Origin of the sequence: Micromonospora sp. NPDC047527, assembly GCF_040643015.1 — a bacterium.
Lineage (GTDB): Bacteria > Actinomycetota > Actinomycetes > Mycobacteriales > Micromonosporaceae > Micromonospora.
Genome location: NZ_JBEYTK010000003.1, coordinates 700,210 through 714,645, shown reverse-complemented (window position 1 = coordinate 714,645; position 14,436 = coordinate 700,210). Strand labels below are relative to the sequence as shown.

At 74.1% G+C, this 14,436-nt stretch carries 11 protein-coding genes; 1 reads left to right on the top strand and 10 read right to left on the bottom strand.

All coding sequences use genetic code 11. The annotated features are described in order from the left end of the window. Positions 1-72: 72 nt before the first annotated feature. The 6 genes from alaS to ABZ808_RS16215 form a co-directional block, all read right to left on the bottom strand. Entirely contained in the window at positions 73-2,751 is a 2,679-nt protein-coding gene (alaS, locus tag ABZ808_RS16240; RefSeq protein WP_357006501.1) for an alanine--tRNA ligase, read from the bottom strand. Next, positions 2,748-3,053, bottom strand: a complete 306-nt coding sequence (locus tag ABZ808_RS16235; RefSeq protein ID WP_357006498.1) for a hypothetical protein — start codon at positions 3,051-3,053, stop codon at positions 2,748-2,750. The genes alaS and ABZ808_RS16235 overlap by 4 nt, the downstream gene beginning before the upstream one ends. 29 nt (positions 3,054-3,082) lie before the next feature. Then, positions 3,083-3,547 (bottom strand): DUF948 domain-containing protein, encoded by a 465-nt coding sequence (locus tag ABZ808_RS16230; protein WP_357006495.1) that lies wholly within the window; start codon positions 3,545-3,547, stop codon positions 3,083-3,085. A gap of 141 nt (positions 3,548-3,688) precedes the next feature. Continuing rightward, positions 3,689-4,387 (bottom strand): hypothetical protein, encoded by a 699-nt coding sequence (locus tag ABZ808_RS16225; RefSeq protein WP_357006821.1) that lies wholly within the window; start codon positions 4,385-4,387, stop codon positions 3,689-3,691. Between the two features lie 2,378 nt (positions 4,388-6,765). After that, a complete protein-coding gene (locus ABZ808_RS16220; RefSeq protein WP_357006492.1) occupies positions 6,766-8,304 on the bottom strand; it encodes a replication-associated recombination protein A in 1,539 nt (512 codons plus the stop codon). Between the two features lie 75 nt (positions 8,305-8,379). Then, positions 8,380-8,592: a hypothetical protein gene (locus ABZ808_RS16215; protein ID WP_007458297.1), complete on the bottom strand. Its 213-nt coding sequence runs from the start codon at positions 8,590-8,592 to the stop codon at positions 8,380-8,382. A 140-nt stretch (positions 8,593-8,732) separates the two neighbouring features. On the opposite strand from ABZ808_RS16215, the gene ABZ808_RS16210 reads away from it, so the two are divergent. Then, on the top strand, positions 8,733-9,473 hold the full coding sequence (locus tag ABZ808_RS16210; RefSeq protein ID WP_357006489.1) for a GNAT family N-acetyltransferase: 741 nt from the start codon (positions 8,733-8,735) through the stop codon (positions 9,471-9,473). A 178-nt stretch (positions 9,474-9,651) separates the two neighbouring features. Here ABZ808_RS16210 and ABZ808_RS16205 read toward each other — a convergent pair whose 3' ends face one another. The 4 genes from ABZ808_RS16205 to aspS all read right to left on the bottom strand — a co-directional run bounded on the left by ABZ808_RS16205 (position 9,652) and on the right by aspS (position 14,346). Beyond that, positions 9,652-10,950 carry an MFS transporter gene (locus ABZ808_RS16205; protein WP_357006486.1) on the bottom strand — a complete coding sequence of 433 codons (1,299 nt, stop codon included), beginning with the start codon at positions 10,948-10,950 and terminating at the stop codon, positions 9,652-9,654. Then, positions 10,947-11,555: a helix-turn-helix domain-containing protein gene (locus ABZ808_RS16200; RefSeq protein WP_357006483.1), complete on the bottom strand. Its 609-nt coding sequence runs from the start codon at positions 11,553-11,555 to the stop codon at positions 10,947-10,949. Before ABZ808_RS16200 ends, ABZ808_RS16205 begins: the two co-directional genes overlap by 4 nt. Positions 11,556-11,627: 72 nt before the next feature. Then, a complete protein-coding gene (locus ABZ808_RS16195) occupies positions 11,628-12,440 on the bottom strand; it encodes a sugar nucleotide-binding protein (RefSeq protein ID WP_357006480.1) in 813 nt (270 codons plus the stop codon). Positions 12,441-12,540: 100 nt separating this feature from the next. Next, positions 12,541-14,346: an aspartate--tRNA ligase gene (aspS, locus tag ABZ808_RS16190; RefSeq protein ID WP_357006477.1), complete on the bottom strand. Its 1,806-nt coding sequence runs from the start codon at positions 14,344-14,346 to the stop codon at positions 12,541-12,543. Positions 14,347-14,436: the final 90 nt, after the last annotated feature.

Sequence of the window (14,436 nt, the reverse complement as noted above, 5' to 3'; positions counted from 1 at the left end):
CGACGGTCACCTGAGGGCCAGACGAGCCAGGGCGGACCAATCGGTCCGCCCTGGCTGACAACGATCGTGGTATCACGCTTCAGTGATCGCCTTCTCGACGGTGAGGAGCAGGTTCGGTGCCTCGGCCGCGGGCAGCCCGCCGCCCTGGGCCAGGTCGGGGCTGCCCCCGCCGCGCCCGGAGAACGCCGCCTTCACCAGATCCGAGGCCGCCAGGCCCCGGCTGCGCGCGGCGGCGTTGACCGCCACCACCAGCGACGCCTTGCCGTTCGCGCGGGCCGCCACCGCGACCACCGCCGGCCGCGCCGGGTCGATCTTGCCGCGGATCTCCTGGGCCAGGGTCCGCACGTCGTTGCCGGCCGCGCCCTCCGGCGCCTCGGTGCCCACGTACGCCACCCCGCGCACATCCTTCGCCTGCGCGGCGAGTGCCCCCGCACCACCCAGCACCAACTGGGCGCGCAGCTTCTCCAGCTCCTTCTCCGCGTCCCGGAGCTGGGTGACGGTCTGCTCCACCCGGTCGGCGACCTGGTCGTTGGGCACCCGGTACAGCTCGGCCAGCCGGGACACCAACAGGTGCTCGCGGGCCAGGAAGCCGAACGCGTCCATGCCGACCAGCGCCTCGACCCGGCGCACACCGGAACCGATCGACGACTCAGAGAGGATCTTCACGAGGCCGAGCTGGGCAGAGCGCGCCACGTGCGTGCCACCGCACAGCTCCCGGGCGTAGTCGCCCACCTCGACGACCCGCACCTCCTCGCCGTACTTCTCGCCGAAGAGCGCCATCGCCCCGATCCGTCGCGCCTCATCCAGCGACGTGATGAAGGCGTGCACCTCCAGGTCGGCCAGGAGCACCTCGTTGACCTGCTGCTCCACGTCCCGCAGCACGGTCGGGGAGACACCGGTCGGGGTGTTGAAGTCGAACCGCAGCCGACCGGGCGCGTTCAACGAACCCGCCTGGGTCGCCGACTCCCCGAGGAAGTTACGCATGGTCTGGTGCACCAGGTGGGTGGCGGTGTGCGACCGGGAGATCGCCCGCCGCCGGGTGGTGTCGATCTCGGCGTAGCCGGTGTCGCCCGCGCGCACCTCGCCCCGGACCACCCGGGCCCGGTGCACGATCAGGCCGGGCACCGGCTGCTGCACGTCGAGCACCTCGACCTGGCCGTCGCCGACGGTGATCATGCCGTGGTCGGGCTGCTGGCCACCGCCCTCGGCGTAGAACGGGGTCGTGTCGAGCACCAGCTCGATGGTCTCGCCCTCGGTCGCCGCCTGGAGCGGGCCGGACCCGCCCAGCAGCGCCCGCACCCGCGACTCGCGGGCCACCTCGCTGTACCCGGTGAATGTCACCGGGCCACCCGAGTCGAGCACCGACCGGTACGCCGACACGTCGGTGTGGCCGGTCTTGCGGGCCTGCGCGTCGGCCTTCGCCCGGGTCCGCTGGTCGGCCATCAGCCGGCGGAAACCCTCGTCGTCGACCTTGAGGCCCTGCTCGGCCGCGATCTCCAGGGTCAGATCGATCGGGAAGCCGTACGTGTCGTGCAACTGGAACGCCTTCGCACCCGACAACGCGCTGCCGCCCGCCGTGCGGGTCTCGGCGATCGCCGTGTCCAGGATCGTCGTGCCCGCGCGCAGCGTCGACAGGAACGCGTCCTCCTCCGCGTACGCGTACTGCGAGATCCGGTCGAAGTCGCTCGCCAACTCCGGGTACGACGGCGCCATGCAGTCCCGCGCCACCGGCAGCAACTCGGGCAGCGCCCGGTCCTGCCAGCCGAGCAGCCGGATCGACCGGATCGCCCGCCGCATGATCCGACGCAACACGTACCCGCGACCCTCGTTGGACGGGGTCACGCCGTCGCCGATCAGCATCAACGCGGTCCGCACGTGGTCGGCGACCACCCGCAGCCGTACGTCGTCCGGGTGCGACTCGCTGGCCACATGCCCGGAGTGCGCGCCGTACCGCTTACCGGTCAGCTCGGCCGCCCGGTCCAGGATGGGCCGCACCTCGTCGATCTCGTACAGATTGTCGACGCCCTGCAGGATCGAGGCCATCCGCTCCAGGCCCATGCCGGTGTCGATGTTCTTCGCCGGCAGCTCACCCAGGATCGGGTAGTCGTCCTTCGTCGTGCCCGGACCCCGCTCGAACTGCATGAACACGAGGTTCCAGAACTCCATGTAGCGGTCCTCGTCGACCGCCGGGCCGCCCTCGCGGCCGTACTCCGGACCCCGGTCGTAGAACAGCTCCGAGCACGGACCGCACGGCCCCGGAATCCCCATCGACCAGAAGTTGTCCGCCTTGCCCCGACGCACGATCCGCGCCGCCGGCACACCCACCGACCGCCAGATCTCGTACGCCTCGTCGTCGTCCAGGTACACCGTCGGCCAGACCCGCTCCGGGTCCAGACCGAACCCACCATCGGCCTGCGACTTGGTGACCAGATCCCACGCGAGGGGAATCGCGCCGTCCTTGAAATAGTCACCGAAGGAGAAGTTGCCGTTCATCTGGAAGAACGTGCCGTGCCGACTGGTCTTACCGACCTCGTCGATGTCCGGGGTACGGATGCACTTCTGCACGCTGACCGCCCGCTGGTAAGGCGGGGTCTGCTGACCCAGGAAATACGGGACGAACTGCACCATACCGGCGTTGACGAACAGCAGGTTCGGATCGCTGATGGCGGGCAGCGGAGCGGACGGCACCACGGCGTGGCCGTTCGCCTCGAAATGCGCGAGGTACCGCCGCTTGATCTCCGCCGTCTTCATCGCTGGTGTTCCTCCGGAAAGATTTCTCGATCGCCGATCCGCGGGTCTTCCCGCAGCTCGGCGAACTGGTCGTCGAACGCCTCGCCCTGGGCGAACGCCTGGTGGATCTCCTGCTCGCGCTCGGCCATCCCGATTCGGACGTCCTCCACGAAGCTACGCAGCGACTCGACCAGGCCGCCAGCGGATTCCGACAACGTGCTGGCGATACCGGCCGGCGTGTATGACTGGGCGGTCCGGGTCGCCTTGCGGACCACGATCACGCCGACGGTCACGCCGATGCCGAGCCAGAACAAGCGCCTCATGTCTCGCTACCTCCTGGTGCGCCGGCTGGTCAGCGGTTGCCGCGCCGGGCGGCCCGTCGCTGCTGCTTGATGGTGTCGCGTACCTCGCGCTCGGTCTCGGCGGCCCGACGGCCGGCGGCGGCCTTGCGCACGCCGTAGCCGAACGCGGCCACCTTGACCAGCGGGTTGGCGGCAGCGGCGGAGACCACCGTGGCCAGGTTGGCGACGTTGGCGGTGACGTTCTGCGCGTGGCTGGTCATGGTGTCGACCTTCGCCAGCTGAAGGTTCACGCCGTCGAGCGAGGTCTGCACCTGCTCCAGCGCGGTGTTGACGTTCTTCACCGTGGTGTTCACGTCGCTGAGCAGCGGCGCGGTCCGATCGTTGAGGTCGTTGATCATCCGGGTGGTGGCGTCAACCGTGTGCCGCAGCCGCAGAATCGGCAGCGTCAGGATGAGCACCAGCACCGCGAACGCCGACGCCGCGATCAGCGCCGCGACCTCTCCAATGTCGCCCACGCCTGTCCTCCTCATACAGAGTTCCGCCGGACCCGACGTCCCCGGAACGCACCACCTTGTACCCGCACCGAACTGTCGCCAGTCAACGGTCGCGGGCGGGCCCGCCAGCCCCAGACCCTACCGTCCGTGATGGAGACCGGCTCAGGACGGTGAGGGTGTCACGTCGCCGAGCGGATCCGCACTGACCGTCGGGAACGGATCCTCGCCGGTCAGTGACGGGTCGGTGGCGGGCTGCGGCCTGGTCCGCTCGTCGTCGATCGCATTACGCACCTTCACCGACACCAACGAGCCGGTGCACTCCGCCGCAGCGGCCGACGGCTCCGGTGACGGCACGAGCGCCGGCTCGCCGTCGACCGGTGGTGGCACGCAGGTCGGCGAACGCACCCACAGGTCGAGGGTCAGCTCGTCCCGACGCCAGCAGGTGTAGGTGCCCTTGGTCTCCTGCTCCGGGCAGCGGCTCACCTTCCACGGTTGCCAGCCGTCCTGGCGCAGCGCCGTCTCGTACACCGTCGTCGTCTCCTCCGGCGACTTGTCGGAGGTGACGGTGCGCTCACGGAGCCGGCAGTCGAGCAGGCACCAACGGCTGCCGCTGACGTCGTCGACCGTCTTCGTCGCGGCCCAGCCGGGCACGTTGAGCTGGTCCAGGTTGTCGAAGACCGGGTCCCGGCTCAGCGTACGGACGCCGAAGAAGAGCGGCACCGCGCCGAGCAGCACGACGCTGACCAGCACCAGCACCGCCGCCCGCAGCCGGCGTCGTTCGCGCAACTGCCGGCGCAGCTCGCCCCGGGCGCCCGGGGCGGCCCCGTCGTCGTCGGGGGTGTCCTGGTTGGCCGCGCGCAGCGCGGCCCCGCCGGCTGGCTCGGGGATCGGGCGGTCCGCCGGCCCGGTCGCGGCGGGCACCACGGCGGCGGCACGGGCCACGCCGACGGGCTCGCCGGGGCGTCCGGGCGGCGGCACGGGCGCGACGCCGCTCGGCTCGGGACGGCCAGGCTCCCGGTGCGGCGGCAGGGCACGGCCGGCGGCGCGATCCGCCGGGCGAACGGGCGAGGCACCGCCACGCGCCGCCACGGGCGACCCGGGACCGCCGCCGGGCTCGCCGCCGGGCGGAACGACGCCGACGGGCGGGTGCCCGGCGCCCGGCGGGCGGACGGCGGCACGAGCCGGACCGTCCGGGCGCGGTCGGGGCGGGCCATCCGGGCCGGCACCCGGCGGGACAGCGGCACGAGCCGGACCATCCGGGCGTGGGGCGCCCCGGTCGGGTACGTCGGTTCCGGGGCGGGGTGGGCCGTCGGGGCCCCGGCGACCGGCGCCGGCGATCGGCGCGTCGCCAGGGCCGACCCGTGCCCGCCCGCCGGGCGGGGTGGAGCGTGCGCCGCCCCGGGCGGGCGCGCCGGGCACGCCGCCAGCGGGACCGGCGTACGGGTCGTCGCCGCGCTCGCCGGGCCGGGCAGCGGCCGCTGCGTCGGCGCCGGGCTGGGCGTGGGGTCTGCGCCGACCGGTCGGATCCGGGGTGGGCGCCGGAGCGCCCCGGCGGCCGGCGGGCCGCTCGCCGCTGACCGGCGGCACGGCACCGCTCGGCTGTTCTCCGGTGGACTCCGCCAGGCCTGGCCGGGCGGCGCGAGCGGGCGCGCCCGGATCCGGTGGTGGCCCGACGGGCCGTTGGCCGGCGGTGCGGTCCGCAGCCGGGTCCGGCACGGCGAGCGGGCCGGTGGAGCCGGTCAGGTCGCCGCCGGACGGCGCCGGACGACGCCCGGCGGGCCGGTTGCCGACCGGAGCGGGTGCACCGCCGCCGCGCCGGTTGACCACCGGAAGGCCGGGGTCGGTGTGCGGCAGCCGGCCGGCCTGACGCAGCCAGTCGGCCGGTCGCTCCGGGCGGTCCGCCCGGGGTTCAGCGCCGGCCGGAGCGCGCCGGCCCTGCTCGTCGGAAGCTGCCCGGCGGCGGCCGGCACCGTCGGTGGGCGCGGCCCCCGGGCGTGCGGGGCCAGCCGGCGGGGTTCCCGTGCGCGCGTGACCAGCCGGCGCGGCATCGGGCTGCGCGGGGCCGGGCTGCCCCTGGCCGGTCGGCGGCGGGCCGGACTGTGCGGGGACGGACGGCGCGAGACCGGTCGGCAGCGGGCCGGACTGCGCGGCACCGCGCTGCGCGGCGGACGCGGGAGGCATCGGTGGCGCGTTGCCCGAGCGGGGCACCACGGGCTCCTGCTGCTCAGCGGCGCGGCGGCGACCGCCCGCGGCCGAGCGGGGGGGAACGGGTGGCTGCGGCGCCCCCGGATCGACCGGGCCGGGACGACGCTGGGCCCCGCGCGGGTCGCGGTCGATCGCGGGGTCGGGTCGCGGGCCGTCGGAGACCGGCGGTACGACACCAGGCGGCGGCCCGTCGAACCGGGCCGGACCAGCGGCGGCGGGTGGCCCGGCGGTGCGCGCCGGACCGGCGACGGGCCCGGCGGTGCGCCGACCCGTGGGCGGGCCGTCGGTGGGCAGTGGACGGCCGGGCTCGGTGGGCTCCGCCCCGGGGCGGCGGTTCGGCGGGACGGCGTCCGGGCGGCGCAGCGGCGGCATCGCGTCCGCCCGGCCAGCCGGCGCGGCAGCATCCGGGCGGCGACCGGCCGGGGCGCCCGAGGTCGGTGGGCCCACGGGTGGGCCGGGCGGAGCCGTCGCCGGACGCGGTCGTGCCGCGCCGGCGGGAGCACCGGACGAAGGCCGCGGCCCGGGCGGTCCTGCCGGGTCACCGCCGGCCGGGCGGGCGGCGGGTGGCGCCAGCGGCGGTCCGGCGGCGCGGGGACCGGTGCCGGGCACCGGCTGCGCGCCGCGCGGCGCCGGCTGGCCCTGGGCGGGGACGCCGGGACCGGTGGCGCGGGGACGGTCGGCCGGTGGCCGCTCGTCCGGGCGGCGAACCGCTGGCGGCTCGCCCGGCCAGGGGCCGTCAGTCGGACGACGCGTCCCGGTGCCGTCCGGGTCGCCCCGGCGTGGACCGGGCGGCGCGTCCGGCGCCGTGGGCGCACCCGCGCGCGGCGGCACGGGCTCGGCCGGCGCACCGTCCGGGCCCAACTCGGTGCGTTGCTGCTTGGCCGAGCGCAGGTCGTCGATCCAGCCGAACTCCTCGCCGGATACCGGCTCCTCCGGCTCCGCCTCGGCTCGGCCTCGACCCCAGCGGCGGCCCTTGGCGCGGGGATCACGCCGCTCGTCCGGGCCCTCGTCCGGGCGGTCCGCACCACGCGATCTCACTGTTGACCCTCTCCTGCGGCGTCCGTGCCGCTGTCCTGCATCGTGCCGGGACCGCCCGTGCCCGTGATCGGGCGACCGTTCTCACCCGCAAGCGCCGGTGGGGTCCGCTCCGTTACGGGTGGCCCGGCTGTCGGGGCCTCCGGTCGGGCGGACGGCGCCGGCAGGCCGCGCACGATCCGGCGCAGCAGCGGCAACCGGGTCGCCACCGACCGCTCCGCCCCGTGCGGGCTGGGCTGGTAGTAGTCGGTGCCCACCAGGTCGTCCGGGACGTACTGCTGGGTGACCACGCCACGCTGGTCGTCGTGCGGATAGCGGTAGCCGGTGCCGTGGCCCAGCCCACGGGCGCCGGCGTAGTGCGCGTCGCGCAGCCCGCGCGGCACCGGGCCGCCCCGGCCGGCCCGTACGTCGGCGATGGCGGCACCGATCGCGGTGGTCGCCGAGTTCGACTTGGGGGCGGTGGCCAGGTGGATCACCGCCTGGGCAAGGTTGAGCTGCGCCTCGGGCAGCCCGACGTACTCGACGGCGTGCGCGGCCGCGGTGGCCACGCCCAGGGCACCGGGGTCGGCCATGCCCACGTCCTCGCTGGCGAAGATGACCAACCGGCGGGCGATGAACCGGGCGTCCTCACCGGCGACCAGCATCCGTGCCAGCCAGTGCACCGCGGCGTCCACGTCCGAGCCGCGCATGCTCTTGATGAACGCGCTGACCACGTCGTAGTGGGCGTCGCCGTCCCGGTCGTAGCGCACCGCCGCCACGTCGACCGCCTGCTCGGCGGTGGCGAGGTCGATCCGCCCGACGCCGAGCGCCGTGGCGGAGGCCGCCGCCGCCTCCAGCGCGGTCAGCGCCTTGCGGACGTCCCCGGAGGCGAGCCGGACCAGGTGGTCCTCGGCCTCGTCGGCCAGGGTGAACGCGCCACCGAGGCCGCGCTCGTCGGCGACCGCCCGGCGCAGCAGGCCGCGCACCGCGCTGTCGTCGAGCGGTTGCAGGGTGAGCAGGACGCACCGCGACAGCAGCGGGGAGATGACCGAGAAGTACGGGTTCTCGGTGGTCGCCGCGAGCAGCGTCACCGTACGGTCCTCGACGGCGGCGAGCAGCGAATCCTGCTGGGTCTTGCTGAAGCGGTGCACCTCGTCGATGAAGAGCACGGTCTGCGGGCCGCCGGAGCGGCGCTGGCGACGGGCCGCCTCAATGACGGCGCGGACGTCCTTGACCCCGGCGGAGAGCGCCGACATGGCGACGAACCGGCGCTCGGTGGCCCCGGCCACCAGGTGCGCGATGGTGGTCTTGCCGCTGCCGGGCGGTCCCCAGAGGATGACCGACAGCGGGGCGCCGCCGGAGACCAGCTGCCGCAGCGGCGCGCCGGGGGCGAGCAGGTGGTCCTGGCCGACCAACTCGTCGAGGGTCGCCGGGCGCATCCGGACGGGCAGGGGCGAATCGTCCGCTACCGGAGTGAAGCCGTCGACACCGGCAGGACCCTCGGGCGCGCTGCGCGACCCGGTGGGCACACCGAGGGTGAAGAGGGCGTCGGACTCCATCACGACGACAGTACCGGGCCCGGTCCGCGACGCCGGAATCGCGCTGCGGACCGGGCCACCGATGATCGGTTCCGGTCAGCCACGGCCGGGGCGACGACCCCGGTACCAGCGGCCGCCGCCACCGCCGCGCGGGCCGCTGCCCACACCGGCCAGGTAGAGCGAGAGCAGGAGTAGCCCGATCAGCACGAGCGTGTTCCAGTTGAACAGGTCCGGCGCGCCGAAGTCGGTGTTGAGCAGGTCGAGCAGCAGGGCGAAGCCAAAGACGATGGCCGCGAGAATGGCGAGCATGTCGGTCCTCCGGTGGGGGTTCCCAGTAGGTCGGCGCGTGATGTACCCAATCGGTCGACTCGTCAATCTCCACCGTGGATCGGGCCCGGCCACCCGACCCGGAGCGGTCGCCCGTGGATCGGCTTCATAGGCTGACCGCCATGATCATCTCCGACCAGATGCTCCACGACCGGACCGCCATCCTGGCCGCCACCGATCACCACCCGTACGCCCGGTACGCGCTCGGGCTCGACGCGCCAGCGAGCGGCTACCGGCGCGACGACACGGTGCTCTGGCTGTCGCCGTCCCCGCACGGGCCTGCCGCCAGCGCGGTCGGCCCGGCCAGCCCGGCGATCGAGGTCTGCGTCGCGCTGGTCGCCGACGGGGTGCTGCGCCCACAGGACCGGCTGCACCTGCCCCGGCACGATCCCGCTCTACGGGCGGGCCGCCTGGCGGTGGACCGGCACGCGGACTGGGACTTCCACTGGACCGACACGCCACCGCCGGAGCAACCGGACGAGCAGCGGGTCGTACGGCTCACCGAGGCCGACCACCCGGCGCTGGAGGTGCTGATCGACGAGGCCTTCCCGAGCAGCACCTCCCGCCCTGGCGACGACCAGGTCGTGGACTGGTACGGCATCCGGGCCGGCGACCGGCTGGTGGCGTGCGGCGCGGACCGCAGCCGGGGCGACGTCGGGTTCCTCGCCGGCCTGACCGTCGCTCCCGACCAGCGTGGCCGAGGACTGGGCGCGGCGTTGACCGCCGGGATGACCCGGGCGCTGCTGGCACGCCACGACACCGTCGCGCTCGGCGTCTACCTGGACAACGTCGGAGCGGCACGGCTCTACCAGCGCCTCGGCTTCACCAGCACCCTCAGCCTCACCTCGGTGCGCCTCGCCTGAGACGAGGCGCCGGGGCCGGTAGCTCCGGCCGTCAGCAGGAGTCCCTTGCCGACGGCCAGAGCGGTGCGGGCGGCCGTCGGCAGGGCCCCCTTCCCTCACGGCCGGAGCGGTACGCGCGACCCCCTTGGGTCGCGGCGGCCGGGAGGCGCGGTCCGGCGAGCTGGTGAGGTGTTGGGCTTCAGCGACTGGCCGAGGGCTCGGCGGGCACGGGAACCACGCCCGGGTCGGCCGGCGGGTCCGCGGGCCGGCGACCGGCCCGCCAGGCCGGCAGGTAGAGCGGGGCGGCCACGGCGAGCACGACAGCGCCGACGAGCATCGCGGCGGTGACGCTGACTCTGTCGGCGAGGGCGGTGAGCACGACCGCGCCGACCGCGAAGCCGGGCTGGCCCATCATCGAGTTCAGCGAGATCACGCTGGTCCGGTACGGCCCGTCGACCTGGCGGTGCAGCAGCCCCATGTGCACCGGGTTGGACGCCCCGTGAATGCTGTAGCAGGCGAGGTAGGCCACGAGCACCCCGACCGGGCCTGCGAACAGACCCATCCCGACCACCGTCGCGCCCTGCAGGATGCGCAGCAGGGCGGCGCTGGGCGCGGCGCCCAGCCAGCGCAGCAGCAGCGGGGTGAGGGCGGCACCGGCCGCGCTGGCCAGCCAGGCCGCCGAGTTCGCCGGTCCGAGTAGCGCCGCCGCCCGGTCCGGATCTCCGACCACCTCGGCGAGCCGGACCGGCAGCAGCGACTCGAAGGTGACCATGCCGAAGCCCCAGAACAGCTCCACCGCGACGAGTGCCAGCAGCACCCGGGAGCGGCGCAGCAGCCCGAACGCCTGGCCGACCATCCGCGGCGCCTCGACGATCGACGCCCGCACCGCCCCAGCGCCCTGGGCCGGGCCGGCCTCCCGCAGCAGTGTCAGCAGGGCGGCCAGGGCCACCACCTGGAAAGCCGCGGCGACGAGCACCGGGACGGTGAGCGCGCTGACCGGTCCGATCGGGCCGAGCGCGATCAGGCCGCCCGCCAGCAGCGCGCCGGCGGAGATGGCCACGCCGATGACGGTGCCGGCGTAGCCGAGGCCCGGCTCGTACTTCGCCTCCGGGTCGGCGGCGAGGGTGGCGTCGACGTACCAGGACTCAAGTGGGCCGCTGTCGAGGGCCCGGAAGACCCCCTGCAGGGCCCAGACCAGCACGAAGACCGCGAACGAGTCGGCGACCGCGAAGATCAGCAGGGAGGCCAGACCGAGTATCCAGGCCACCAGGAGGACCGGCCGGCGGCCGAGCGCGTCGGCGAGGCCGCCGGTGGGCAGTTCCAGTGCCAACACGACCAGCCCCTGGGCGACGGTGACCAGCCCGATCTGGGACAGCGACAGGCCACGCTCCTGCATCAACAGGATCATCACCGGAATGATCAGGCCGCTGGGCAGCCAGCGCAGCCCGTGCAGGAGCAGGAACCGGTGCCGGACCTGGCGTACGGTCAGCGCGCTCACCGGAGGCCCTCCCGTAACGGGTAGGCGGCCAGGAATACCTGCACCGGGCGTGCCTCCGGGTCGACGGGGTCGACGGATTCGGCCTCGCGGTGGTACCGCTCCAGCACCTGCCACACCTCCGCCTTGAGCTCCTCCAGCCGGGCCGGCGGGATGGTCATGAAGATGTCTCCCATGCCCAGGGCGTCCCGCCAGGCGGGGGACCACTCGTGCTGGGTGGCGAACCAGCGCTCGGCGTGCTCGACGAGCAGGCGCACCTGGTCGCCCTGGATCCACTCGATCGCGGCTCGGGCATCGGGGTCGTCATCGAAGTCGGTCGGCTCCCAACTGGTGACGTCGTGGGCGGCCTGCCACCAGCGCTGCCGGCCGCTGCCCCGGTCAGGGTCCTCGATGACCAGCCCGACCTCGGCGAGTTGGCGCAGGTGGTAGCTGGTCGCGCCGGTGTTGGTGCCGAGCAGTTCGGCCAGCGTGGTGGCGGTGGCGGGGCCGTTCACCCGCAGCGCCCCGACCAGTCGCATCCGGAGGGGGTGCGCGAGCACCCGGACCTGCCGCTTGTCGATTCGCACCTCGCGCGGCGCTGGCCGCGGGGTCTCTCCGTCGTTCGCCATGCATGCACAATAACTCTGCATACTTCTTGTGCACAACATGTATGCACAAGAAGTATGCAGAGGATCGAGTGCTCAGCGGCCCAGTAGTTCGCGCACTCCCCGCAGCCGGGTCCGCAGCAGACCGGCGGCGCGGGAGCAGTCCAGGCGTACCTCGGTGGGGCGGACCACCCCGGCGGCACCGCCGGTGGTGGTCTTCAGCGCGGCCGTGTCCAGGCCGAACCGCGCGGCGACCAGCAGGCCCAACTCGGCTCGGCTGACGGCGTCGGGGCCGGCCACGTTGAGCAGGCCGGCGTACGACGAGCAGGCCAGCTCCAGCACGGCGTCGGCCAGGTCGGTGACGTCGACCGGGCAGCGGGTCTCGTCGGTGAACAGCACGGCCCGGCCGGCGAGCGCGTCCCTGCAGAGCTGGATCTGTTTACTGCCCTCCCCCACGATCAGCGAGGTACGCACCAGCGCCGCGCCCGGGTCGATCGCCCGCACGGCGGTCTCCGCCGCCGCCTTCGCGGCACCGTACGCGTGGATCGGGGTGGGCACGTCGTCGTCGAGGTAGGGCGAGGGGCGGCCGGCGTGCAGCGCGTCGCTGGACACGTGCACCAGCCGGACGCCCACCTCGGCGGCGGCGACGGCCACGTGCGCGGCCCCGTCGGCGGTGACCGTCCAGTCGTCGTACCGGTAGGGGGTGCTCACCACGGCGTCCGGCCGCACCTGCGCGACAAGCGCGCGCACGGCGGCCCGGTCGGTCACGTCCAGCCGTCGCGCGGCGACATTCGGCACCGCGATCTCACCGGAGTGGAACGTCCCCACAACCGAACACCCGGCGTCAACGGCCCGCCGACAGACGGTCCGCCCCAGAAAACCGCTACCCCCAACGACAAGTACCCGCATCCCAGCCCACTCCCCCGTCGACGATCAAGAGGTCTGCGTCATCTCGCCGGGCGATGATGACGCAAACCTCTTGATCAACCAAACGACGGGGCGAGTGGGGTCAGACCGGGTCGGCCACCGGAGCCGCCGGGCCGGCGGTGCCGGTGTGCGGGGTGGCGGCCGGCTTGGGCTTGGCGTCGATGCCGGCCTCGGTGCGCTGCTGGCCGGTGATCGGCGTCGGCGCGCCGGTCAACGGGTCGAAGCCGCCCCGGGTCTTGGGGAACGCGATCACCTCGCGGATCGAGTCCGCACCGGCGAGCAGCATGCAGACCCGGTCCCAGCCGAAGGCGATGCCGCCGTGCGGCGGAGCGCCGTACTTGAACGCCTCCAGCAGGAAGCCGAACTTGTCCTGCGCCTCCTCCGGCGTGATGCCGAGCAGGTCGAAGACCCGCTTCTGCACGTCACCCCGGTGGATACGGATCGACCCGCCGCCGATCTCGTTGCCGTTGCAGACGATGTCGTACGCGTACGCGAGAGCGCGGTCCGGGGCCTCCTCGAACCGGTCCACCCACTCGGCGTTCGGCGAGGTGAACGGGTGGTGCACGGCCGTCCAGCCACCGTCGTCGGTCTTTTCGAACATCGGCGCGTCGACCACCCAGCAGAACGCCCACGCGCTCTCGTCGATCAGGCCGGCCCGCTTGGCGATCTCGACGCGGGCCGCGCCCAGCAACTCCTGCGCCTCCCGGGTGGTGGCGCTGGCGGCGAAGAACACCGCGTCGCCCGGCTTGGCGCCGACCGCGTCGGCGAGCCCGCCCAGGTGCTCGGCGGAGAGGTTCTTGGCCACCGGCCCGCGCGCTTCGCCGGTCTCGGCGTCCAGCACGACGTACGCGAGGCCCCGCGCACCGCGCGCCTTGGCCCAGTCCTGCCAGCCGTCCAGCTCCTTGCGGGTCTGCGACGCGCCGCCCGGCATCACCACCGCACCGACGTAGCCGCCCGCGTCGATCGCGCCGGCGAACACCCGGAACTCGGTGCCGCGCAGGTAGTCGGTCAGCTCGGTCAGCTCGACGCCGTAGCGCAGGTCCGGCTTGTCGGAGCCGTACCGGGCCATCGCGTCGTGCCAGGTGATCCGCGGGATCGGCCGGCTGATCTCGTGCCCGGCCAGGTCCTTCCAGAGCGCCGAGACGATCGCCTCACCGAGGTCGATCACGTCGTCCTCGGTCACGAAGGACATCTCGATGTCGAGCTGGGTGAACTCCGGCTGCCGGTCGGCGCGGAAGTCCTCGTCGCGGTAGCAGCGGGCGATCTGGTAGTACCGCTCCATGCCACCGACCATCAGCAGCTGCTTGAACAGCTGCGGCGACTGCGGCAGCGCGTACCAACTGCCGGGCTGCAACCGGACCGGCACCAGGAAGTCGCGGGCGCCCTCCGGCGTCGAGCGGGTCAGCGTCGGCGTCTCGATCTCCAGGAAGTCGCGCTCGTGCAGCACGCCCCGGGCGAGGTGGCTGGCGCGCGAGCGCAACCGCAGCGCGTTCGCCGGGCCGCTGCGACGCAGGTCCAGGTAGCGGTACTTGAGCCGGATGTCGTCGCCGGCCTCGACCTGGTCGTCCACCGGCAGCGGCAGCGGCGCCGCCTCGGAGAGCACCTCCAGCTCGGCGGCGGTCACCTCGACGTCGCCGGTGGGCAGCTCCGGGTTCTCGTTGCCCTCGGGGCGCCGGGTCACCTCGCCGGTGACCTTCACGCAGAACTCGTTGCGCAGCGCGTGCGCGTCCTCTTCCCGGAACACCACCTGGACCACGCCGGAGCCGTCGCGCAGGTCGACGAAGATGACGCCGCCGTGGTCGCGCCGGCGGGCCACCCAGCCGGCCAGCGTCACCGTCGAGCCGGCGTCCGTCGCGCGCAGGCTTCCGGCATTGTGGGTACGGATCACGGCTGGCAACTCCTCATCGTGGAACAGTCCTCTTCCGCATTCTGTCAGGGGCGGCCGGTCTTCCTGGGAGGCCCCCGGCAGCCCGCGACT

Excerpts from the sequence above, each read along its gene's own strand:
- ABZ808_RS16200 (WP_357006483.1), bottom strand. The coding sequence starts at position 11,555 with ATGGCGAACGACGGAGAGACCCCGCGGCCAGCGCCGCGCGAGGTGCGA.
- ABZ808_RS16210 (WP_357006489.1), top strand. The coding sequence starts at position 8,733 with ATGATCATCTCCGACCAGATGCTCCACGACCGGACCGCCATCCTGGCC.
- ABZ808_RS16235 (WP_357006498.1), bottom strand. The coding sequence starts at position 3,053 with ATGAGGCGCTTGTTCTGGCTCGGCATCGGCGTGACCGTCGGCGTGATC.
- alaS (WP_357006501.1), bottom strand. The coding sequence starts at position 2,751 with ATGAAGACGGCGGAGATCAAGCGGCGGTACCTCGCGCATTTCGAGGCG.
- ABZ808_RS16220 (WP_357006492.1), bottom strand. The coding sequence starts at position 8,304 with ATGGAGTCCGACGCCCTCTTCACCCTCGGTGTGCCCACCGGGTCGCGC.
- ABZ808_RS16195 (WP_357006480.1), bottom strand. The coding sequence starts at position 12,440 with ATGCGGGTACTTGTCGTTGGGGGTAGCGGTTTTCTGGGGCGGACCGTC.
- ABZ808_RS16215 (WP_007458297.1), bottom strand. The coding sequence starts at position 8,592 with ATGCTCGCCATTCTCGCGGCCATCGTCTTTGGCTTCGCCCTGCTGCTC.